At 63.5% G+C, this 22,650-nt stretch carries 16 protein-coding genes; 5 read left to right on the top strand and 11 right to left on the bottom strand.

Annotated features, from left to right (window positions below):
• Together ABNU97_RS11905 and ABNU97_RS11900 are read right to left on the bottom strand one after the other, a co-directional pair.
• A partial coding sequence (locus ABNU97_RS11905; protein ID WP_348766922.1) for an ATP-binding protein occupies positions 1–2,657 on the bottom strand: 2,657 nt, incomplete at its 3' end.
• Between the two features lie 178 nt (positions 2,658–2,835).
• Complete coding sequence (locus ABNU97_RS11900; RefSeq protein WP_348766921.1) at positions 2,836–3,777, bottom strand: DNA/RNA non-specific endonuclease; 942 nt, start codon at positions 3,775–3,777, stop codon at positions 2,836–2,838.
• A gap of 71 nt (positions 3,778–3,848) precedes the next feature.
• Here ABNU97_RS11900 and ABNU97_RS11895 point away from each other — a divergent pair, with 71 nt between their 5' ends.
• Positions 3,849–4,520: a Bax inhibitor-1/YccA family protein gene (locus tag ABNU97_RS11895; protein WP_348766920.1), complete on the top strand. Its 672-nt coding sequence runs from the start codon at positions 3,849–3,851 to the stop codon at positions 4,518–4,520.
• A gap of 300 nt (positions 4,521–4,820) precedes the next feature.
• On the opposite strand, the gene cysG is transcribed toward ABNU97_RS11895, so the two are convergent.
• Both cysG and ABNU97_RS11885 read right to left on the bottom strand, forming a co-directional pair.
• Positions 4,821–6,221: a siroheme synthase CysG gene (gene cysG / locus ABNU97_RS11890; RefSeq protein ID WP_348766919.1), complete on the bottom strand. Its 1,401-nt coding sequence runs from the start codon at positions 6,219–6,221 to the stop codon at positions 4,821–4,823.
• A gap of 22 nt (positions 6,222–6,243) precedes the next feature.
• On the bottom strand, positions 6,244–7,056 hold the full coding sequence (locus tag ABNU97_RS11885; RefSeq protein WP_348766918.1) for a sulfite exporter TauE/SafE family protein: 813 nt from the start codon (positions 7,054–7,056) through the stop codon (positions 6,244–6,246).
• A gap of 125 nt (positions 7,057–7,181) precedes the next feature.
• Here ABNU97_RS11885 and cysB point away from each other — a divergent pair, with 125 nt between their 5' ends.
• Positions 7,182–8,162, top strand: coding sequence for an HTH-type transcriptional regulator CysB (gene cysB, locus ABNU97_RS11880; RefSeq protein ID WP_348766917.1), 981 nt, complete (start codon positions 7,182–7,184; stop codon positions 8,160–8,162).
• 354 nt (positions 8,163–8,516) lie between these two features.
• Here the strand turns inward: cysB and serS are convergent, their stop codons facing one another.
• Positions 8,517–9,791 (bottom strand): serine--tRNA ligase, encoded by a 1,275-nt coding sequence (gene serS, locus ABNU97_RS11875; protein ID WP_348766916.1) that lies wholly within the window; start codon positions 9,789–9,791, stop codon positions 8,517–8,519.
• A gap of 266 nt (positions 9,792–10,057) precedes the next feature.
• Between serS and ABNU97_RS11870 the strand changes: the two genes are divergently transcribed.
• Complete coding sequence (locus ABNU97_RS11870; protein WP_348766915.1) at positions 10,058–13,498, top strand: PAS domain-containing hybrid sensor histidine kinase/response regulator; 3,441 nt, start codon at positions 10,058–10,060, stop codon at positions 13,496–13,498.
• A 9-nt stretch (positions 13,499–13,507) separates the two neighbouring features.
• Here the strand turns inward: ABNU97_RS11870 and ABNU97_RS11865 are convergent, their stop codons facing one another.
• Positions 13,508–14,179 carry a response regulator transcription factor gene (locus ABNU97_RS11865; RefSeq protein ID WP_348766914.1) on the bottom strand — a complete coding sequence of 224 codons (672 nt, stop codon included), beginning with the start codon at positions 14,177–14,179 and terminating at the stop codon, positions 13,508–13,510.
• Positions 14,180–14,467: 288 nt separating this feature from the next.
• Between ABNU97_RS11865 and ABNU97_RS11860 the strand changes: the two genes are divergently transcribed.
• Complete coding sequence (locus ABNU97_RS11860; protein WP_348766913.1) at positions 14,468–15,139, top strand: haloacid dehalogenase type II; 672 nt, start codon at positions 14,468–14,470, stop codon at positions 15,137–15,139.
• A 154-nt stretch (positions 15,140–15,293) separates the two neighbouring features.
• On the opposite strand, the gene ABNU97_RS11855 is transcribed toward ABNU97_RS11860, so the two are convergent.
• From ABNU97_RS11855 to ABNU97_RS11835, 5 genes are all read right to left on the bottom strand, one after another.
• Positions 15,294–16,547: an HDOD domain-containing protein gene (locus tag ABNU97_RS11855; RefSeq protein ID WP_348766912.1), complete on the bottom strand. Its 1,254-nt coding sequence runs from the start codon at positions 16,545–16,547 to the stop codon at positions 15,294–15,296.
• Between the two features lie 504 nt (positions 16,548–17,051).
• On the bottom strand, positions 17,052–18,449 hold the full coding sequence (locus ABNU97_RS11850; RefSeq protein WP_348766911.1) for a replication-associated recombination protein A: 1,398 nt from the start codon (positions 18,447–18,449) through the stop codon (positions 17,052–17,054).
• Complete coding sequence (locus tag ABNU97_RS11845) at positions 18,418–18,822, bottom strand: VanZ family protein (RefSeq protein WP_348766910.1); 405 nt, start codon at positions 18,820–18,822, stop codon at positions 18,418–18,420. Before ABNU97_RS11845 ends, ABNU97_RS11850 begins: the two co-directional genes overlap by 32 nt.
• Positions 18,822–19,463: an outer membrane lipoprotein chaperone LolA gene (lolA, locus tag ABNU97_RS11840; RefSeq protein ID WP_348766909.1), complete on the bottom strand. Its 642-nt coding sequence runs from the start codon at positions 19,461–19,463 to the stop codon at positions 18,822–18,824. Before lolA ends, ABNU97_RS11845 begins: the two co-directional genes overlap by 1 nt.
• A gap of 133 nt (positions 19,464–19,596) precedes the next feature.
• Entirely contained in the window at positions 19,597–22,041 is a 2,445-nt protein-coding gene (locus tag ABNU97_RS11835; RefSeq protein WP_348766908.1) for a DNA translocase FtsK 4TM domain-containing protein, read from the bottom strand.
• 221 nt (positions 22,042–22,262) lie between these two features.
• Between ABNU97_RS11835 and ABNU97_RS11830 the strand changes: the two genes are divergently transcribed.
• Positions 22,263–22,598: a hypothetical protein gene (locus tag ABNU97_RS11830; protein ID WP_348766907.1), complete on the top strand. Its 336-nt coding sequence runs from the start codon at positions 22,263–22,265 to the stop codon at positions 22,596–22,598.
• Positions 22,599–22,650: the final 52 nt, after the last annotated feature.

The raw sequence follows: 22,650 nt of genomic DNA, 5'->3' as shown, positions 1-22,650 counted from the left end.
TTGGACACGGGTTTTCGCAGATAGCCCACCGCCCCCGCTTTTTGCGAATAGCCGGTGTCGTCGGCCGCCGACACGATATGCACGGGAATATCGCGGGTACGCTCGTTCGCCTTGAGCCGATCCAGTACCGCCCAGCCGTCGAGCCCGCCGGGCAGGCCGAGATCCAGCACGATGGCGTCGGGCAACTGCTGGCGCACCATGTCCAGCCCCTGCTCGCCATTGGGCGCGATGCTGCATTCGAAACCGCGTGCCTGTGCGGCCTGGGCCACGATTCTTGCAAAGGTCGCGTCGTCGTCGATGATCAACACATGCGGGCGCCCCGAGCGCGGACTCGCGCTGCTGGACAGCGCCCGCGCCGCGGTCAAGTTGGTCTGTTCGTCCACACGCCGGGTGAGCGGCTTGTCGCTGACCCTGGGCGATATCTCGATATCGGCATCCAGCACGCGCCGGACATAGATCGAGAAACGACTGCCCGCCCCCAGCTCGCTTTGTACGTCGATTTCGCCGCCCAGCAGACGTGCGAGTTCGCGCGATATCGACAGGCCCAGGCCCGTACCGCCGTAGGTGCGACTGGTACTCGCGTCCACCTGTTCGAAGGCCTGGAATATCTGTTCGAGACGATTTTCCGGAATGCCAATGCCCTCGTCGATAATATGAACGGCGAGCGCATTCTCGTGGGTGAGCCCCTCGGTCCTGAACACGGTATCGTCCGCGGGGACCACGACCTCCACCCGCACCGTGCCCCGTTCGGTGAACTTGATGGCGTTACTCACCAGGTTGCGTATCACCTGATCGAGCTTGCCGGCATCGGTCACCAGGGTATCGGGCACGCCCACACCGACATGCACCTCGAAGGCGATCCCCTTGTTCTGGGCGACGTGGCCAAAATCGCGCTCGATACGGCGCACGACGCCGTCCACTTCCGTACGTTCCGGCGTGACCGCCATCTTGCCGGCCTCGATCTTCGACAGATCGAGAATATCGTTGATCAGACGCAGCAAGCCGGTACCGGACTCGTGGATGATCGCAGCGGCCTCGGCCTCTTCTTCATCGAGATGCCCCGCGCTGTTATCCGCCAGGCTGCGCGAAAGAATAAGAAGACTGTTGAGCGGCGTACGCAGCTCGTGCGACATGTTGGCCAGGAAATCCGACTTGTACTGGCTGGTCCGGGCGAGCGCCTCGGCACGGCGCTTGGTTTCCGAGTGCAGCCGCGCCAGTTCCTGCTGCTGTTTGCGCATGAGCTCCTGACGCTGGCGAAGTTCCTCGTTGGTGGCCTGGAGTTCGTCGGATTGAACCTTGAGCTCTTCTTCCGAGGCGCGCAGCTCCTCGGACTGAGCATTGAGCTCCTCGCTTTGCATGCGCAGTTCGCTGTTCGCGTTCTTGAGTTCTTCCTGGCGATCACGCAGGCGCTGTTCGGACTCTTTCAGCGCCTCGGTCTGTGCCCGGCTCTGTTCGAGCAGCTCGACCGCGCGCCGCGTGCGCGCCAGAGATAGCAGCCCGAGCCCAACGCTCGGCATAAGCGTATTCAGAAGCTCCTGTTGGGCTTCGGTCGGCGTCTTGAGCATGCCCAGCTCGAGCACACCGAGGATACCGCCGCCCGCTTTCGCAGGCGCGATCAACAACACCTCCGGCGTGAGCTCACCCAGCCCGGAACGCACGCTTAGATAGTTAGTCGGCACATCGGTGAGCAGTATCTGCTCGCCGCTGTCGATCACCTGCCCTACCAGCCCCTCGCCGGCTTCGAAGGTCTGGGCTACGTCGCGGCTGTAGCCATAGCTCGCGGCCAGCGCGAAAACATCGTCCCGGTCATTGCCGGCGACCGGCGTGAACAGCGCCGCATAGCCGGCCCCGAACAGCGGGGCCAGTTCTTCGAGAAGACGTTTGCCCACTTCCTGCTCGGACTTGCATTTCTGCAACGCCACGGTGATTTGCGAACGATGATCGCGAATCCAGGCCTGGCTATCCTGTTCGATGATGATCTGGCGGAACTTTTCGAGCGCGTTCGCGACTTCGCCGATTTCGTCTTTGCGTTCACGAAAGTGCACGTGCAGGGTGCGCTCGCCCTCGGCAAGCCGGGTGGTCATCTTGGCGAGTACGCTCAACGGCCGGGTCACGCGCCGCACGATTGCACGGACCATGAACAGCCCGGTCAGTAGGCCGAACAACAGCACGCCGAACAACAGCCAGCGTGCGCGCTCCTGGCGGTAATCGATCAACGCCACGCTGCGATCGAGTTCGTTTTGCACCTGGAACCGAAACTGATTGAGGTTGTGGCGCAGTGCGTCGGTCAGTTCGATGCCGCGTCCCTGGCTGAGCTCTCGCCGTGCCGTGGCCAGGTTACCCGCGGCCACTTCGTCGACCACCGGCACGATCACATCGGCATGCCATTGCTGCTGCAGACGCTCGATGGCACTGAGGCGGCGTCGCTGGAGCGCCGACTCGTCGCTATAGGCGTAAAGGCTGTCCAAGGCCACTTCGAACTGGGCGGTCATCCGTTCGATGGTTTCCACGAACTGGCGGTCGCCGGAAAGCGCATAGCCACGTAGCGCACTCTGACTCTGGGTCACGGCTTCGTCGAGCTCTGCGGTGCGGGTAAGCGTACTGGCCACGTCGTCGGACAGAGCCCGCGCAGAGCGCACGTTTTCGGCAGAAAACAAACTGACTACACAAGCCGTGCCGAACAGGAGAAGCAGGCATACGACCGAGCCGATCAGGCCCTGTCGTATCGACAGCTGACGCCAAAAAGCCTCCGAGCTTTTCGCCATTTTTTCCGTGTTAGGCATTGATTGTTCTACTCATACACGCGCGTGCGCACGCGCGAAAAACGTGTCGTCATCAGTGGGCTTCGCAGCGATCGAAGTTCAGCCGTATCGGGCCACGATCCCGCCAGCGTGCCGCATAGCGCGCCGGATTGCATGCCAGCGCCTGCAAACCGAAGCGAGAGCGCGGCGCCGGACTGCTTTCCATGCGCGCCCGAGCGGTCGCCGCCAGGGCCGGGAACAATTCCAGACCGGTGCGCGCTTCGATGGTGGCGATGGCGACGACGAACTCATCGAGCGGCTCGTCGCCGCGTACGGCCTGGGGCACCACGAATGCCATGGCCTGCCAGCGGCCGTGGTCGTCGCGCGCCACCCAGATACGAAAGAAAGCCGCCGGCGTACGAGAGGCCTTGTCCTGCTCACCCCAGGGGTCTGTGCTGCGCTCGTTATCGGCCGCGATCGGACCGACCAGCACCCACAGCGGCGAATGCGCCGGCGCCACGTCGTCGATCTCGACCTCCTCCAGGCGTTGCCAGAGAAGCTGGTTCAAGCGTGGGCGCTGCGGCACGACGTTGCTGTAATAGAAGCTCTGGCGCTGGGCTTTTTCCCCATAAAGCTGGCTCATGGCGTAGTTGGGCGCCAGATGACCCCGATCGTAGGCCGGCCCGGCATAGATATGCGTATCCGTGACCGTATTAATGCGCGGGTCGTCGATGAACGGCGGGCGTGGCCGATTGACGTAGTCCACGACCGCCGTCAGACGATATGCCACCCATGCCGCTCGTCCACGCGCTGCGTCGTAGCCAATCACGAATCCATCGTTTTCGATAAGCCGTATATCCCGATCAGATGAACGCGGCAAACCCAGCTCTGCCGGCCATGACGCGTCGGCCCGCGCGGTCGGCGCGAGCGCGATGCTCGTAAGCAGGCAGAGTATGGCAATCGCGGGAACGATTGAATGCGCAAAGAGTCTATGATTCAAGCACGGATGATGTCGTAGAAAGCGGTTTATATGCATTGTTCAGGCAAAGATTTCTTTGCGAATAAAGCGTGATAGCCTCTCAACCATACTCAATTCGAGATCGACAAATGAACGCGGAACGCACTCTTCGAACTTCGCGCGCGCAGACAGCGCTGGCCACCAACAGCGTACTGCGCAACACCTACATGCTGCTGTCGCTGACGCTGCTGTTCTCAGCTCTGGTTGCCGGCACGGCGATGGCGCTCAACGCGCCGCACCCGGGGCTGATCATCACCCTGGTGGGCTATTTCGGTTTGCTGTTCGCGGTGGAGAAGACCAAGAACAGCGGCATGGGGCTGGTCAGCGTTTTCGCTCTGACCGGTTTCATGGGCTATACCATCGGCCCGATTCTCAATCTGTACATCAACAATTTCTCCAACGGCACCGAAATCGTCATGCTGGCGCTGGGCGGCACCGGCACGATCTTTCTGGGCATGTCGGCCTATGCGCTGGCCTCCGGCAAGCGCTTCAATCAGTGGGCCGGCATGTTGTTCATGGGCATTCTGGTTGCCTTCGTAATGAGCATCATCGCGGTCGTGTTCTCGATCCCGGCTCTGTCGATGGCGGTCTCGGCCCTGTTCGTGCTGCTGATGTCGGGCCTGATCGTCTATCAGACCGGCGAAATCGTGCACGGCGGCGAAACCAACTACATCACGGCGACCGTCACCCTGTTCGTGACCATCTACAACCTCTTCCTGAGCCTGCTGCAGCTGCTCGGCGTGTTCATGGGCGAGGAGTAGCGCCTAACGCCTTGAAAGGCGGGCAGTAACCAGACTGCCTCACAACCCGGAGCGCGTCCCGCGCTCCGGGTTTTTTTATTGCCGCGTCGGTTCATTCAGCCGCATATCGGGTCACGACAATGGCGAACAGCCATACCGCCCGAATCGAACCCGACCGGGTGCGCCGACCCGGGCCGGCGATAACCGCCCCGCGCACCGGCCCAGAGCGTAGTTCGACGCGCCGGGCGCGCGGCGCCAAGCAAGGATCATTCGCGTCAATTCGACGTTCTTGTGCGCACGCGTGAAGCACGCGCCGGGGCGTCAACGATCCGGGCGGAACCAGCCAAGCGTTTCGTTGAGCCGGACCACCTCGCCCACAATCAGCAGCGCGGGGCCCTCGATCGTTTCGCGGGCAACCCGTGCCGGCAGGTCGGCCAACGTGCCGACCACGAGCCGCTGGCGCACCGTCGTGCCTTCAATCACCAACGCCGCGGGCCAGTCGTCGCTAAGCCCATGTTCACGCAGCGCCTCACAAATGACCGGCAAGCTCTTGACCGCCATGAAGAACACGACCGTCTGACCGACCCGTGCCAGCTGCGGCCACGGCAGTTCCAGCTCGCCCTCCTTCAGATGACCGGTAACGAACGTCACCGACTGGGCATGGTCGCGATGGGTGAGTGGAATACCGGCATAGGCCGCACAGCCGCTCGCCGCGGTTATTCCGGGCACGACCTGGAACGGAATACCAGCATCGGCGAGCTGGGCGATTTCCTCGCCACCACGACCGAATACGAAGGGGTCCCCGCCTTTCAGGCGCAGTACGCGCTTGCCTTCGCCGGCCAGCCGTACCATCAGCGCATTGATGTCTTCCTGGGGCAAGGTATGGCGCGAGGCCCGCTTGCCGACATGAATACGCTCGGCCTTCGGGTTAGCCAGCTCGACGATCGCAGCCGGTATAAGGCTATCGAATAGCACGACATCGGCGCGTTGCATGAGCCGCAGCGCGCGCGAGGTCAACAAGTCCGGATCGCCCGGCCCGGCACCCACGAGATAGGCCTCGCCCCGGGTCGGTACCACCGGGCTGTCTTCGGCCAGAAGCTGATCGAGTTCCTCACGCGCCTGCGCGAGTCGCCCGGTAAACACCTTTTCGGCGATCGGTCCATCCAGTACCCGCGACCAGAAACGGGCGCGATGATGCCGCGGCAGCTTCTGCTTGACCACGTCGCGAAAATCCGCCGCCAGTCCGGCGAGATCGCCATAGGCGCGTGGCAGCCAGGCATCGAGGCGACTACGCAGAATACGGGCGAGCGTTGGCGCTTGGCCGTCGCTGGAGATGGCGATCTGCAACACGCCGCGGCGTACGACCGCCGGCACCAGAAAATCCGATGCGCCGGCATCGTCGGCGCGCTGAACCAGCGAACCGGCCTCGTGCGCGGCCGTGGCCACGGCGCTATTGATCGCGGGCTCATCGGTACAGGCGAACACGAGCGCGATACCGTCGACGTCAGCCGCTTCGAACGCCCGCTCGATCAGGCGTAGCCGATTTGAATCCGCCCATGCTCGTACCGCCTCGCCAACCGAGGGCGCAACCACCGTCACAGCGGCGCCGCTATCGAGCAGGCGCTCGATACGGCGCGTGGCCACAGGCCCTGCGCCGACCACCAGAACGGGGCGCCCGGCAAGGCGAACGAAAATCGGCAAACTGGAAACGTTTTTCGACAAAATAGCAGTCAGGGGGCAAGCCTCAGCCTGATGAGGTGAGCGACACGACGCTATCAAACAGCATGCTCGCGCCAATCACCAACAGCAGAACCGATATGATCGGCCGCAGCAGGCCATCGGGCAAGCGCGAACCCAGCCGCGTACCCAGATAGATACCCGGTATCGACCCGAGTAGCAGAAACCCGAGTACCGGTAGATCCGTGGTGCCAAGGCTCAGATGGCCCATGCCGGCCACCAGGGTCAGCGGCACGGCATGGGCGATATCGGTTCCCACGATCCGTATCGCCGCCCGGCGCGGATAGAGCAGCAGCAACAGCGTGGTACCGAGCACGCCCGCGCCGACCGACGACAGGGTGACCAGTACACCCAGCACCACCCCGCCCACGACCGTGATCGCCGGGCGTAGCGCCAACAGACGCGGCGGCAGGCCGGATTCGCCCAGGTTCTCCTCGCCGATACGGGCCATGATGCGCTTGCGTACCAGGGTAAGAACCGCGGTCGCGATGATCGCGACACACAAAGTGATCGTCATCAGGTGCTCGACCCAGGGGTCGAGCCCGACATAGTGCAGCCAGAAAATCGTGAGTACCGCAGCCGGCAGGCTGCCGCTGGCCATCAGCCCCACCACCGACCAGTCCACGGTCTGCTGGCGGCCGTGCAGCCAGGTTCCGAACCCCTTGGTTCCGGCGGCATACAGCAGGTCGGTGCCCACCGCCGCGGAGGGGGCAAAGCCAAAGATCAGAATCAACAGCGGCGTCATCAGGGAACCACCGCCGACACCGGTCACGCCGACGGCTACGCCGACCAGCAACCCGGCTAGGCTGAACGCAATCATCGTCTGCGCTACTCTCGGAGCAAGCAAGAAAGCGCGCAGGCTATCAGGTGGCTGTCAAATCGGATAGAACTATATATTCATGCTTTAATAAGATAACGGCATAACGTGATCGACCCTTTCCTGCCATGAAATTGCGCCAGCTCGTCTATATCAACGAAGTCGCCAAGCGTCGACTCAACATCACCGCCGCGGCAGAAGCGCTGCATACCTCCCAGCCCGGGGTAAGCAAGCAGATCCGGCTGCTCGAAGAAGAGCTCGGCGTGCTCGTGTTCGAACGCAACGGCAAGCATCTGGATCGCATCACGCCCGCGGGCGCACGGATTCTGGAGACCACCCGCCGTATTCTCTCCGAGGTCGAGAACATCACCCGCACGGCCAGCGAGTTCGCCGACGCGGATCGCGGATCGCTGTGCGTAGCCACCACCCATACCCAGGCCCGCTATGCCCTGCCGCCCGTGGTCGACGCCTTTCGTCGCGAATATCCTCAGGTGTCGCTGCATCTCAACCAGGGCGCGCCGCCCCAGATCGCCGGCTGGGCCGCCGCCGGGGATGCCGACTTCGCCATCGCCACCGAAGCCCTGGAGCACTACGACGAACTGGTGATGCTGCCCTGCTATCACTGGAACCGCTGCGTGCTCGTGCCCCGCGATCATCCGCTGGCCGATACGCCCAGGCTGGAACTGGCCCGGCTCGCCGAGCAGCCGATCGTGACCTACACCTTCGGTTTTACCGGACGTTCGCATCTGGACGCCGCGTTCGAAGCCGAGGGCCGCACCCCCAACGTGGTGCTCACCGCGGTGGACGCGGACGTAATCAAGACCTATGTACGCCTGGGGCTCGGCGTGGGCGTGATCGCGAACATGGCCTACGACCCGGTCGCCGACGCCGACCTTGTACGTCTGGACGCCAGCCACCTGTTCGCCTCCAGCACCACGCATATCGGCTTTCGGCACAACCTGTTCCTGCGCGGCTATATGCGCCGCTTCATCGAGATCTTCGCGCCGCATCTGACCAGCGCGGTGCTCGACGAGGCCCTGGCCGAATACCCGGGTGCCCGCTACGACGCGCTGGTCAAGCAGCTCTGGGCCGAACTGCCCGAACTGTAGTGTTGCCTTCGGCCTGTCGTCACGGGATATGCGATCGCAATCCCCAACGAATAATGATCGGTCGGAGGCAATCCGGCGTTACGGTTCATGGGCTGGCTCGCTGACGTGGCACATGACGTGGCACAACCACGCGGCACTCGCGATGCCTTGTCCTGCCGCGGCCTGGTCGCCGATGCGGTGGCCTATCTCGCGACGACAGGCCCAAGGGCCGTGTCTTCGCGGTCATGTGCGGACCACCGGCTTGCTTGAATTCAACCAGCCGCGTTTCACACATAGCCAGGTCGGTCTTTAGTCGACCGACACGCCTGCCCGCACCCGAAACCGGGTGCAGGCGCGCACGCCATCCATGACGAATCAGGCTTCGATACGCGTTACCCCGCCCATGAAGGGCTGCAACGCGGTCGGAATATCCACGCTGCCGTCCGCGTTCTGGTAGTTCTCCAGCACGGCCACCAGGGTGCGCCCGATGGCGAGCCCCGACCCGTTGAGCGTATGCAACAGCACCGGCTTGCCGGTTTCGGGGTCGCGATAGCGTGCGCCCATGCGCCGGGCCTGAAAATCGGTGCAGTTGCTGCACGAGGAAATCTCGCGATAAGTGTTCTGGCTCGGCAGCCACACTTCCAGATCGTAGGTCTTGGCCGCGGCAAAGCCGATATCGCCGGTGCAGAGCGTGACCACGCGATACGGCAGCGCAAGCCCCTGGAGGATGGACTCGGCGCTGGCGGTCAATGCTTCCAGCGCCGCGGTCGATTCACTCGGCGCCACGATGTTCACCATCTCCACCTTCTCGAACTGGTGCTGGCGAATCATGCCGCGCACGTCGCGCCCGGCCGCGCCCGCTTCGGCACGAAAGCACGGCGAATGGGTCACGAACTTCAGCGGCAGCCGATCGTGCTCGACGATTTCGTCGGCCACGATATTGGTCATCGGCACTTCGGCGGTGGGAATCAGGTAGTAGTCCTCGGGCTCGGCGAGCCGGAACAGGTCTTCGCCGAACTTGGGCAGCTGACCGGTGCCGTAGAGCGATTTCGAGTTGACGATATAGGGCACGTTCAACTCGGTATAGCCGTTGGCAGTATGCGTGGCGAGCATGTAGGCAATCAACGCCCGGTGCAGTCGGGCCACGCCACCCTGGAGCACGGTAAAGCGCGCGCCGGTGAGCTTGGCGGCAGTGGCCGCATCCAGGCCGTCGAGCATTTCGCCGATCTCGACGTGGTCGCGCACCTCGAAATCGAAGGCGCGCGGCTCGCCCCAACGCCGCGTTTCGACGTTGTCGTCCTCGCTGGCGCCGACCGGTACATCATCCGCGACCAGATTGGGCAGGCCGGCCCGAATGGCGTCCTGTTCTTGCTGGATGGTGTCCAGCTCGGCCTTGGCCGCATCGAGCTGGTCGCCCAGATCGCCCACCTCGGCCTTGAGCGGTTCGATATCCTCGCCGGCAGCCTTGGCCTTGCCGATTGCCTTGGATCGCCGATTACGCTCGCCCTGCAGTTCTTCGGTGCGCGTTTGCAGCGTCTTGCGGCGCGCATCGAGATCGGCATAGGCCGAGGCGTCGAAATCGAAGCCGCGCTTTTTCAGCGCCGCCGCGACGGCCTGTGGATCGTTGCGAAGCAGGCGGGGATCGAGCATAACGTCGTCGTCATTGGATTTGCGCGGCATTATATGGGGCACAGCCGCCGCCTGCAGCCCGACAGCCGTCGGCGGCAAGCTGCATGGGCCACCGTAGCCCGAACCGATCCGAATAGAGACGGCCGCCAGCGGCCGCGGGGGAATTCGTCATCATAAGCGCCTGGATACTGGTTACCAGCTCGATCGTCTATATCGGCATCCTGTTCGCGATCGCCCACTTCGGCGACCGCCGCGGCCGGGCGAACAAGCGCCCGGGCTCGCGCCCGGTGGTGTATGCGCTGTCGCTGGCGGTCTACTGCACGTCATGGACATTTTTCGGCAACGTCGGCAGCGCGGCAACGCACGGCTGGACCTATCTGCCCATCTATGTCGGGCCGATGTTCGCGTTGCTGGTGCTGTCACCGATCCTGCGCAAGATGTTGCTTATCGCCAAGCAACAGAACACCACATCGATCGCCGACTTCATCGCCGCGCGCTATGGCAAGTCCCAGGGGCTGGCGGCGCTGGTGTCGGGCATCGCCCTGTTCGTGGTGCTGCCCTATATCGCCTTGCAGCTCAAAGCGCTGACCATGTCGTTCTATACCCTCACGCAGGGCGCACAGATAGCCAACGCCGACGCCAAGCCGCATGTGCCCTGGGTGGATACCGGGCTTTATGTCGCGGTGTTGATGGCCGTGTTCACCATTTTCTTCGGCACCCGGCACGTGAACCCGCGCGAGTCGCATCAGGGCCTGATCCTGGCGATTGCCTTCGAGTCGGTGGTCAAACTCGCTGCCTTTCTGTTCGTGGGCCTGTTCGTGGTCTACGGCATGTTCAACGGCCTGGGCGACCTGTTCGCTCAAGCCGGGCAAATCGACAAGTTCAACCAGTTGTTCGACGCGCCGCTGCTGGATGCCCGCTTTGCAACCACCTGCATCCTCGCCGTCGGCGCCACGCTGTGCCTGCCGCGCCAGTTCCACGTCGGCGTGGTGGAAAACACCGACACGCGCGACCTGAATACGGCGCGCTGGCTGTTTCCGCTGTATCTGCTGCTGATGTCGCTGTTCGTGATCCCACTGGCCGCTGCCGGCCTGGTGCTGTTCGAACCGGGCCAGGTCAATCCCGATCGTTTCGTGCTCGCCCTGCCGCTGGCGGCCGACGCGCCCGGCGTGGCCCTGGCCGCCTATATCGGCGGCGTATCGGCGGGCACCAGCATGGTGATCATGGCCACGGTGACGCTGGCGACCATGCTCTGCAACGAAGTCGTGGTCCCGCTGATACTGCGTATCCCGCGCCTGGGCTTCATCGGCCGCCGCGATATCGGCAACGCGCTGCTGCATATCCGGCGCGGGCTGATCGTGCTGATTCTGTTTCTGGCCTGGTGCTGCTACCGCCTGTTCGGCAACTCGGAGGCCCTTGCATCCATCGGGTTGCTGTCCTTCGCCGGCGTCGCGCTGTTTCTGCCGCCGCTGATCGGCGGGCTGTACATCCGCGCCATCGGTCGGCGCGGGGTCGTCGCAGGGCTGGCCGCGGGGTTGGGCGTCTGGATCTATACGCTGGTGCTGCCCAACCTGGCCGCGGTGGGCTGGCTGGATGCCGGCTGGGTGGCCACCGGGCCGTTCCATATCAGCTGGCTCACGCCGCATGCGCTTTTCGGCTACGACTTCGGCGATACGCTCACCCACGGCGTGTTCTGGATCCTGCTGGTCGATATCGTCGTCATGACCGGCGTATCGCTCAACAGCTCGACCAGCCTCATCGAACGCGCCCAGGCCATCGCCTTCGTCGATCTCGGCCTGCAGCGGGCCCAGCGTCGCCGTACGGAGACCCGCCAGCCGGCGATCCGCGTCGCCGAGCTGGAAGTGCTGCTGCAGCGCTTTCTCGGCGTGCAGGCGGCGCATGCCGCGCTCAACGAATATGCCGGCAACCACGACCGCGAAATTCTGTCGAATCAGCTCGTGGATGCGCATTTGCTGCAGTTCGCCGAACGCCGGCTCGCCGGCGTGGTGGGCAGCGCCTCGGCACGGCTCATGCTCGCATCCGGGCTACGCCAGCGCGATCTGGCGATCGAGGACATGGTGCGTCTGATCGACCGTACCGCCGACGCGGTACAGTTCAACCGCAGCGTATTGCAGGCCGCCCTGGAAAATATCGAACAGGGCATTTCCGTGATCGATCAGGACCTGCGACTGGTGGCCTGGAATACGCGGTATCTCGAGCTGTTCGAATATCCGCCCGGGCTGGTACGCACCGGCCGCCCGGTGGCTGATCTGATTCGCTTCAACGCCATGCGCGGGGAATGCGGCCCGGGCCCGGTCGAAGAACATGTGCGCAAGCGCCTGGCGCATATGCGTGAAGGCCGGGCGCATCGCTTCGAACGTCACCGACATAACGACACCGTGCTGCAGATGACCGGCAGCCCCATGCCTGGCGGCGGCTTCGTTACCACCTTCAACGACATCACCGCCTTCAAGCGCACCGAAGCCGCGCTGACCCGGGCCAACGAACAGCTCGAAGCCCGCGTGACCGAACGGACCGCGGCCCTCAGCCGCGCCAACGAAGGGCTACGCCGGGAAAACGATCAACGCGCCGCGGCCCAGCAGGCAGCCCAGCAGGCACGCCGGGAGGCCGAACGCGCCAACCTGAGCAAGACCCGCTTTCTGGCCGCTGCCAGCCACGATCTGCTGCAGCCGCTGAATGCCGCGCGTTTGTTCGCCGCCACGGCCCGAGAACGCGGTCATGCCGACCAGACCGAGGCACTGACCCATATCCAGACATCACTGGAGGCGGCGCAGTCGCTGCTCGAGCCGCTACTGGATATATCCAAGATCGATGCCGGCGCCTGGGACGTCAGCCCGCGCGCTTTTGCGCTGACGCGCGTGCTCGACCCGCTCACCGCCGAGTTCTCCGTACTGGCACAGGAGGCAGGCCTGGATCTGCACAGCGTAACGTCAAGCTGCTGGGTGCGCTCCGACCCCGCCCTGCTACGCCGTATTCTGCAGAACTTTCTCTCCAACGCCGTACGCTATACCCCGCGGGGCCGCGTGCTGCTGGGCGTACGTCGCAGCCGCGATCACGTGCGCATACAGATCTGGGATACCGGCCCCGGGATCGCGGACGAACAACTGGGCACGATCTTCGAAGAATTCTCGCGCGGCGCTTCCACCGCCGTCTCGGGCGATCGTGGCCTCGGCCTGGGCCTGTCGCTGGCCGATCGCATGGCGCGCCTGCTGGGCCATCGCATCGAGGTACGCTCGAAGCTCGGCCACGGCACCCTGTTCTGTCTGGAGGTGGAACGCGCAGCGCCGGGCGACGATACCGATACCCAAAGCCGTGTGCTCAATCCCGCCGACGAAGCCCAGGCGCTGGCTGGGTGTCAGATTCTGTGCGTGGATGACGACAACGCATCGCTCGATGCGCTCACCGGCCTGCTCGAACGCTGGCAGGCCGAATGCATCACCGCGCCCGCCGAGGACGCGGCCGCGGTGGCCACCGACCTGGATATCGAGATCGCGGTGCTGGATTTCGACCTGGGCAGCAACACCCCGAACGGCCTGGAGCTGGCCGCCCGCCTGCTCGAGGTGCGCGATCTGCGCTGTCTTCTGATTACCGCCAACCGCGATCGCGCGATCGTCGACCGCGCCCGGGCCATGGGCGTAAACGTGCTTTACAAGCCGCTGGAACCGGCGAAGCTGCGGGCCACGCTGGCCATGCTTGCCCGTGCTTGAGGCCCGGGCTCAGGCCTCGCCGTTGCTCGGTGCCCCCGGCGCGCTTCGGCCGTAGCTTGCCCAGTCGATTTCCAGGCTGCGCGCGGCGATAACGGCCTGGGTGCGCGTATGCACACCCAGCTTGCGCAGAATCGCGGTGATATGCGCTTTCACCGTCGCCTCGGAAATATCCAGGTCGATCGCGATCTGCTTGTTGAGCAGGCCGTCGGTCAGCATGACCAGTACCCGCTGCTGCTGCGGCGTGAGCAGCGCCAGCTTATCGGTGAATTCGTTATCGCTGTTGGGTACTTCATCGACCGCCTCCGGCGCCCAGCGATCGCCGGCCAGTACGGTATCGATCGCGTGCGCCATCGTTTCTGGCGATGCCGATTTCGGGATGAAGCCGGCCGCACCATGATCCAGCGCTGCGCGGGCGACACCCGCGTCCTCGTAAGCCGAGACCACGATCACCGGCAATGCCGGCGCCACGCTGCGCGCATGCACCAGGGCCGAATAACCGCGTGCGCCCGGCATGTTCAGATCCAGCAGCAGCAGATCCAGATCGCTGTTGCGTTTCAACATATCGCTGAGTTCGTCGAACGAACCTACGGTTTCAAGCACCGGCGAGTCCAGGCATTGCTTGACCGCCTGGCTCAGCGCAGAACGAAACAAGGGATGGTCATCTGCAATTAGAACTTTCATCGCGCCTCTGAAGAGTAGGCCGCCATACCCCGCACCGGTCGGCGACGATCGATGTCGTGATCATAAACGACATACGAGCTTCATACCTACGCCGTAAAGAAGAGAAACCCGCCGCGAGCCGTATCTCGCCTTAGGCTGGCAGGGCCTCGCCGACCCGAAGACGCGCGCAGGAAAATATGTCTTTTCAAACCGTCCAATGCGATTACGGCGCTTTTAGCGTTTCATCTCGCAATGTCGCAGTAGTGCCCGTACTATTGCGCGCAATATAATGCTTCGCCAATGATCCCCATGCCGTACCGCCATCTCGTTTTCGACGTAAACGAAACCCTGCTTGATCTGGCACCGCTGGATCCGGTCTTTGAATCGCTGTTCGGCAGCGCCGATGCGCGCGAGCGCTGGTTCGCAAACCTGTTGCATTGGTCCACCGTTACGACGCTGACCGGCGAATATCGCGACTTCAGCCAGCTCGCCGATGCCTGTCTGGATGCCATGGCCGGAACCGACGAACTGGCCAGCGAAGACAAGCAACGGGTGTTCGACACCATCGCCCAGCTGGCGCCCTGTCCGGAAGTGCCCGAAGCGCTCGCAACCCTTCGCGATCACGGTTTCAAACTGGTCGCCCTGACCAACTCCGCCCAGAAAACCGTTGATCAGCAGTTTGCGAACGCCGGGCTCGCATCGTTATTCGACCACGTGTTGTCGGTCGACCATGCGCGCAAATACAAGCCGCACCCGGCCGCCTATGCGGTCGCCGCGCAGGCGCTGGACTGCGACCTGTTTTCTCTACGCATGATCGCCGCGCACGACTGGGATATAACCGGCGCGATACGTGCCGGCTGTGCGGGTGCATTCGTCGCCCGCAACGGTCAGACCATCAACCCGGTGGGCGAAGCACCGGATATAGTCGGCGCCGATCTAAACGAAGTCGCCCGGCGTATTATCGAGCAAGATACGCAATAACCCATGTTGTGAGCCCGACATGGAACTCTATGGTCGTTCGGGTTGATAACGCGCGTGTACGCCAGCACGCGCGCCACGGCCACCGGTCGTGACGCTATTGAAAGAAACGACGGATAAGAGCGCGGCGCGACGATTTCATTAGCGTTAACACGCCCTAATGAAACATCTGCATTTGTTGATGCGCGGTGGCTACCGATTGCCGGAACGCGGCCATGAACGTCTCGGGCTCGATACCCAAGGCCTGGAGCCGAGCCCAGGGCACCTGCTCCAGTTCGCCGCGTTCGTGTGCGAGTGTGGCATCCAGAATGACGCCCAGCGGGCCCTGGCGATCGAGCAATGCCGTCACGATCTTGGGGTCGAAAGGCGCCTGGGCCAGCACCTCGGCCAGTGGCCGATCGGTGAATGCGTCCAGACACGACAACAGCCCGATCATGAACCCCATCGGGCCGTCGCAGCCGGCCCGATGCTCGCAGAGCGTCTGACAGATAAAGCTGCGGCTGATGGCAATGTATTGCAGGGCCAGTGGTTTGCGCTGAAGACCAGACAAGGCCAGCAGGCTTGCGAAGGCACGCAGTCGATTCAGACCCAGGGCAAGAATCGCCCGGTCGAGCGAGGTGATCTCCCGTGCCATACCGAACAGCGATGAGTTGACGAGCTTGAGCACCCGCAGGCTCAGATACGGATCCTCGCTTACGGTACGCCCGATCTGATCGATACCGGCATTCGGATCATTCAGGCGTGCGAGCAGCTCGAGAATTCGGACATGCGCGGCGGGTAATGGCCGGCCGAAAACGGCCTCGGGGCGCGCCAGGAAATACCCCTGAAACAGATCGCAGCCAAGTTGGCGGCACTGCTCGAAGTCTTCATGCGTCTCGATTTTTTCGGCGAGAAGCGTGATCTGCGGATATTGCGTGCGCAGCGCCTCGATGGCCTGCGCGAGCGACGCGTTCGAGTAGGCCGGATATTCGAGCTTGACGATATCGGCATAAGACAACAGCGGATGGTCCGCGTCGGGCCGAGTATAGTCGTCGAGGGCGATCTTAAAGCCCAAACGGCGCAGGTTCGTAAGCGCCTCGAACACCACCGGCGTGGCGTTGACGCTTTCGAGGACTTCCACCACCAGGAACGCGGGGTCGAACGGCAGATCCTCGGCGATCGTCTGCTCGGTGAAGTTCACGAACGCCGGATTGCCCTCGCAGACGACTTCGATATCGGCTTCTGAAAAGGCATTGACCAGAACGCTGCGGGTCGCCGCTTCGCCGTCGAAAACGACGGGCGCACTCAAGGCGCTGGCGCTTTGGCGAAACAGTAGCTCGAAGCCACGGCGCGTCGCATCGCGATCGTAGATCGGCTGTCGCGCAAAGAGAATATCGGTTGTGTTGCTGGCGTTGGTTGGGTCTGCCGACATTAAAACGCAATCCTTGGATATCGGAACCTCTAGATACGACATATCGGCACCGCCGGACGAACGTTTTGCGCAAAAATCGCGGCGCCCCCCTGCCCGCGTGGCGCGGGCGGTGCTATGTTCGGGAGTTGCGACTGGATGCGCGACCGGCAGGCGACGTACGTTTATTCCTTTATCGGCCAAAGAGAAAATTAATCTAGTCGCTTTTGAATCGCGCGGTGCTCGGCGAAGACTCGATGGTCGGCAACTGCGGCCACGCGCGGCCCAAACGTTCCGGGAAGACTGCGAAATCGAGCCGATACGGGATGTATCAATCCGCAGCAGAACGGCTGGCTGCGGCAGCTTTTTTCAACGCCATCGAAAGAAACGCTGGCACCGTCCGTCCTCTCTCAGAGTGGCTTAACGGCCCCGGCCGGGGCGCGCGTGCTCTCGCATACGCGTGCTATCAACCCAAGAATGATTTATTCAATGATCTATTCGTGGGCCCGGGGAATAATCAGATCCTGGCTAGCGGTTTTCGCCTGGGTCCGACGTGCCCTGCGCATGGCTGCGGCTTACACGTTGCGGTGCCTGGGCATCCTGCGCGCGCAGGCGCGCCAGCTTTTCGCCGATCTTGATTTCCAGGCCGCGGGCCACCGGCTCGTAGTAGCGCGTGCCGGCCAATTCTTCGGGTAGATAGCTGTCGCCGGCGGCATAGCCGTCGGCCTCGTTATGGGCATAGCGATAGCCCTCGGCATAGCCGAGGTCTTTCATGAGCTTCGTGGGTGCGTTACGAATATGCATCGGCACTTCCAGCGTGCCGTGCTCGCGCGCGTCGCGCCAGGCGGCGTTGAACGCCATGTACACCGCGTTCGACTTGGGCGCACAGGCCAGGTAGACCGCGGCCTGGGCGATGGCGAGCTCACCCTCCGGCGAGCCCAGGCGTTCGTAGGTGTCCCAGGCATCGAGCGTGAGTCGCAGCGCGCGCGGGTCGGCGTTGCCGATGTCTTCGCTGGCCATGCGGGTGACCCGCCGTGCCACGTAGCGCGGGTCACAGCCGGCCTCGAGCATGCGCGACAGCCAGTAGAGTGTGGCGTCGGGGTCGCTGCCACGCACGCTCTTGTGCAGGGCCGACATCTGGTCGTAGAAGTAATCGCCGCCCTTGTCGAAGCGGCGCAGCCCTTCACGCAGCACTTCATCCAGATCGGCCTGGGTGATTTCACCGCGCCCATCGTCGCGCCCGGCGGCGATATCCGCGGCCAGCTCAAGGAGATTCAATGCCCGGCGGGCATCGCCGTCGGCGCGGGCAGCCAGCTGGTCGCGCAGTTCCGCCGACATGTCCAGTTCGCGTTCGCCCAGGCCGTGTTCGCCATCGGCGAGCGCGCGGTCGATGAGTTCGCGCACCACGCCCGGCTCGAGCGCGCGCAGCACGTAGGTGCGCGTACGCGACAACAGCGCGTTGTTGACCTCGAACGAGGGATTTTCGGTGGTCGCGCCCACGAGCACGACGGTGCCGTCCTCCACATAGGGCAACAGGCCGTCCTGCTGGGCCTTGTTGAAGCGGTGCACTTCGTCGACGAACAACAACGTACCGCGGCCTTCGACTTCACGCGCCTTGCGGGCTTCGGCCACCGCCGCACGAATGTCCTTAACCCCGGCCATCACTGCCGAAATCTGCACGAAACGGATATCCACTTCGGCCGCCAGCAGGCGCGCGAGCGTGGTCTTACCCGTGCCGGGCGGGCCCCAAAGAATCATGGAATGGATACGCCCGGCCGCCAGTGCCCGGGCCAGCGGTTTGTCCGGACCCAGGATATGCGTCTGGCCGACATAGTCCGCCAGACGCGCCGGGCGCATGCGGTCCGCCAAGGGCCGGCCGGCGCTGGCGGTGGAGCTATCGAGGTTGATCTGTTTTTGCTGCGACACGCGCGTCAAGATACCCGAGCCAGCGCATTGCCCCAAGGCGTGCAAGTGCCACACCCGCGACCACGCCAAAGGCGTCGGCCATCAGATCGTGCCAATCCGCGCTTCGATAGGGCGTGAACGACTGCGCAACTTCAATGAATGCGCCAAACAGAATCATGATCACGATGACGCGGAGATAGTGCGGCGCCAGGAGGTTGGCGAACCAGCCCGATAGCAGTGCGAATGCAGCGAAGTGCTCGAACTTGTCGAAATGCTGCACCTGGGCCTGCGGCGGATTCGGCATCAGGCAGGCGTAGACGAGCACCCCGCAGCCAAACAGCCCCAGCGCGAGCCAGAGCCGACCCAGCGCATAGTCCTGGCGCAGGATGGGCACTACCGGCCCTGCCCGTTCATGCCGCGGCCGTCGACCACTTCCACGTCATCGGGAATATCGAGCGTGAAGCGCGACGCATCGAGCTTCGGATTGAGTTCGATATCACTAAACCGGATATGCGTGGTCTGGCCCAGGTTATCGTCCAGTTCCATGACGCTGGGCACCTGATTCTTGAGGCCAAGGCGCACTTCCTGAAAATCGGTATCGTCGGCGCGCGGGGTCAGGCGCACCCAGCTCATTCCGTCGCGCTGACCGGCCGAGGCGATATTGAATGCGTCCTCGAGCGCCGCGCCGCCAGTGAGCAACAGCGCAGGCGTGGCCTGGAGGGTGGCATCGATACTGCGAATGGTGACCTGGGCGAGGTCGACGTCGTAAAAGCGGAACGTCTCGCCGTCGCTGACGATAACCTGCTTGTACGGCGCGGTGTATTCCCAGCGAAAACGATCCGGACGCGACAGCAGGAACGTACCGCTGGCCTGTTGCAGCATCTGCCCACTGTCGTCCTTCTGCTCTTGCTCGAACTGGGCGGACAGGCTGTCGACGTTGTTATAGAAGGCTTCGAGATCGCCCACGCCATCAGCGTGCGCGCTCACCGCGGCGCAAAGCAGGAGGAAGGCAACGAGAATTCGGCGCAGAGGCATTGCAGCGCTCTCCTTGATGGATATGAAAGGGGCGAAGGATGTTTTAGAGCATGCTAGGCCGCGGCCATGAATCACGCCTGAACTCTGCGCGACATACCGTTTGCAGAACAGATCGACCGATGCCGACGAAAATTCAGTCCTCTGGCGGCGGCGGGGCCAGTACTTCACGTCCGCCGCTGCCCTCGGCAGCGCTGACGATGCCGGCGTTCTCCATCTGTTCGATAAGTCGCGCGGAGCGGTTGTAGCCGACCCGCAGGCGTCTCTGCACATAGGAAATAGAGGCCTTGCGCGTCTTGGTGACGATCGCCACCGCCTGATCGTAAAGCGGATCGGCCTCGGCGTCTTCCTCGTCATCGGCACCGCCCTCGCCGTCGGCACCGCCGCCTTCCAGAATTTCGTCGATATAGTCCGGCGCGCCCACTTGCTTGAGATATTCCACCACCTTGTGGACTTCGTGGTCGTCCACGAATGCACCATGGACACGGGTGGAAAAGCCCGTGCCGGGCGGCAGATAGAGCATATCGCCGTGGCCGAGCAGGCTTTCTGCGCCCTGCTGGTCGAGAATGGTGCGGGAGTCGATCTTGGAGGCCACCTGAAAGCCGATACGCGTGGGGATATTGGCCTTGATCAGGCCGGTGATCACGTCGACCGACGGCCGCTGCGTGGCGAGGATCATGTGCAGACCGGCCGCACGGGCCTTCTGGGCGATACGGGCGATCAGCTCTTCGACCTTCTTGCCGACAACCATCATCATGTCGGCCAGCTCGTCGACGATGATCACGATTGCCGGCATGGGTTCGAGCGTGGGCACCTCTTCACCGGCCTCGGCCTGATCGTTGGACTGGGCGTTCTTGAGAATCGGATCCTCGATCGGCGTGCCGGCCTCGATCGCCTTGCGCACTTTCGTGTTGTAGCCGGCCACGTTCCGCACGCCCAGCGCGGCCATGAGCTTGTAGCGGCGCTCCATCTCGCCCACGCACCAGCGCAGCGCATTGGCGGCGTCCTTCATGTCGGTGACCACGGGCGCGAGCAGATGCGGAATCCCCTCGTAGACCGACAGCTCGAGCATCTTCGGGTCGATCATGATCAGGCGGACCTGCTCGGCGGTGGCCTTGTGCAGAATCGACAAGATCATGGCGTTGACCGCCACCGACTTGCCGGAGCCCGTGGTACCGGCGACCAGCAGATGCGGCATCTTGCCCAGATCCGCGGTCACCGGATTGCCGCCGATATCCTTGCCAAGCGCCATGGTCAGCGGCGACTTGTTGCCGCTGTAGAGCGGCGATTCCAGAATCTCTCGCAGCGCCACGATCTCGCGGTCGGCGTTCGGGATTTCCAGGCCCACCACGGACTTGCCCGGGATGACCTCGACCACGCGCACGCTGGTCGTGGACATCGCCCGCGCCAGATCCTTGGCGAGATTCGAGATCTGGCTGACCTTCACGCCCGGCGCCGGATCCAGCTCGAAGCGGGTGATTACCGGCCCCGGTTCCACCGCGACGACCTTGCCCTGCACGTTGAAGTCCGCCAGATGCTGCTCGAGCTGCTCCGACATGCGCTGGAGCACGCTTTCATCCTGGTCGTTCTTGCTCTCGCGCGCCGGATCCAGCAGCGCGGTCGGCGGAATCGGGCTATCGCGCTCCGGATCATAGGTGGGTACGTCAACATGCTCTTCGATCGGCAGATCCAGCTGATTCGCCTTGATCGACTTCTTCGGCTTCTTGACCTGAACCCCGCTCGCAGCCGGCGCGGGCACGGGCGCGTGCTGCGCGCTGTCGCCGTTATCCAGCGACGGCGCCACGCGCGATTTCTTCTTCTCCTTGGCTGCCGGCTTTGCGGGTTCGGCGGCCTTGCGCTCGGCGCGGTTGGCCTGCCAGGCGCGCAGCCGATCGAGCGTTTCGGTAAAGCCGCCCTGCAGTATCGTGAGCACGAAGTGGCCGGTGCGTTCGGTGACCACCAGCCAGGAAAAGCCCAGCCCCACCGACAGGGTGATCACGAATACTGTAATCAACAGCCAGGCCGCGCCGAGTTTGTTGATCACCCCGGCGATCGCGCCCGCGCTGGCCGCGCCCAGAATGCCGCCGCTGCCCTGGGGCATGGCCGCGTTCTGGTCGCCCAGGGCAAGCCACGCCAGACCGCAGCCGGACACCAGCCATAGCAACAGCGCTCCCGCCCGAATGCTGCGCGAGAACACGTCGCTTCGTTCACGCTCGCTGTTGGCGAACACCAGCCAGCCGCCGTAAAGCACCAGCCAGGGGAAGATGAAGCCGAGATAGCCGAACAGGCTCAGCAATACGTCCGCAAACCATGCCCCTGGGGCGCCGAACAGGTTGCGAATGGCGGTGCCATCGCCAAGGCCCGACCAACCGGGATCGCGCGGGCTGTATGAAACCAGCGCGGCCAGCAGAAACAGCGTGATTGCCGCCGCGCCAAACAACACGGCTTCGCGCATGAGACGGCCCAGCCGCTGGCGGTAGCGGCTCGGCGGCGCCGGCGGCGTATTTTGCTCGCGCGCCTTGGCACTGGGCTTAGGCCCTGCTTTACTGGCTTTGGTTTGCTTGGCGGCTGCCTTTGCCATCAATAGCCCTTCACGGCCGTGTATAGAACACGAGGTTGCCAATCGAACAAGGCGCGATTGTACCCGACACCAGCCTTCCAAGCGGACGCATATCTCGAACACCTGCGCGCAGCATCTTGAATCGGCGCGATTTGTGCACCACTTATAGAGCCCGTCGGAGTCGTCTTGCACGCATGCGCCAGACAACCCGAGGCCGTAACGATCCATCAGCGGAGTACGTCATGTCCGTACATCACTTCCTGCTCACCCAGGATGGCGCGATCGAAGAATTCAGCGAGGACGAGGCCGCCGAAGTGGCCGAGGGCCGCCGCGAACTGCCCCAGTTCGCCGACAAGCGCCTGCGCTATGTTCAGGTGGCCTATGATGACAAGGCCAACGAAAACGGCGAGATTCATGTCAAGACGGTGGGCGCGATCGTGAGCTTCGACGACGCCGGGCGTCTGCGCGAAGCCGGCAGCGCGGACAACGAACAGGACAAACTCGATGCGTTCGAGCACGATGCCTGCGTACAGTATGCGCTGCGCGACACGCTTGGCCAGCGCTACGCCCTGAACTAGGGAAGCTCTGCATAACCTCTCGCGGATCGCGTTCGAGTCCTCACAGACGGTG

Origin of the sequence: uncultured Salinisphaera sp. (assembly GCF_964012375.1) — a bacterium.
GTDB lineage: Bacteria > Pseudomonadota > Gammaproteobacteria > Nevskiales > Salinisphaeraceae > Salinisphaera.
Note: the sequence above shows the minus strand (reverse complement) of the source record. Positions and strands in the feature narration are given on the sequence as shown.

What these genes read in the sequence shown, in the direction of transcription:
- ABNU97_RS11900 (WP_348766921.1), bottom strand. Translation starts at nt 3,777, where the DNA reads ATGCATATAAACCGCTTTCTACGACATCATCCGTGCTTGAATCATAGA.
- lolA (WP_348766909.1), bottom strand. Translation starts at nt 19,463, where the DNA reads ATGCCTCTGCGCCGAATTCTCGTTGCCTTCCTCCTGCTTTGCGCCGCG.
- ABNU97_RS11855 (WP_348766912.1), bottom strand. Translation starts at nt 16,547, where the DNA reads ATGTCGGCAGACCCAACCAACGCCAGCAACACAACCGATATTCTCTTT.
- ABNU97_RS11860 (WP_348766913.1), top strand. Translation starts at nt 14,468, where the DNA reads ATGCCGTACCGCCATCTCGTTTTCGACGTAAACGAAACCCTGCTTGAT.
- ABNU97_RS11830 (WP_348766907.1), top strand. Translation starts at nt 22,263, where the DNA reads ATGTCCGTACATCACTTCCTGCTCACCCAGGATGGCGCGATCGAAGAA.
- serS (WP_348766916.1), bottom strand. Translation starts at nt 9,791, where the DNA reads ATGCTCGATCCCCGCCTGCTTCGCAACGATCCACAGGCCGTCGCGGCG.
- ABNU97_RS11895 (WP_348766920.1), top strand. Translation starts at nt 3,849, where the DNA reads ATGAACGCGGAACGCACTCTTCGAACTTCGCGCGCGCAGACAGCGCTG.
- cysB (WP_348766917.1), top strand. Translation starts at nt 7,182, where the DNA reads ATGAAATTGCGCCAGCTCGTCTATATCAACGAAGTCGCCAAGCGTCGA.
- ABNU97_RS11865 (WP_348766914.1), bottom strand. Translation starts at nt 14,179, where the DNA reads ATGAAAGTTCTAATTGCAGATGACCATCCCTTGTTTCGTTCTGCGCTG.
- ABNU97_RS11885 (WP_348766918.1), bottom strand. Translation starts at nt 7,056, where the DNA reads ATGATTGCGTTCAGCCTAGCCGGGTTGCTGGTCGGCGTAGCCGTCGGC.
- ABNU97_RS11835 (WP_348766908.1), bottom strand. Translation starts at nt 22,041, where the DNA reads ATGGCAAAGGCAGCCGCCAAGCAAACCAAAGCCAGTAAAGCAGGGCCT.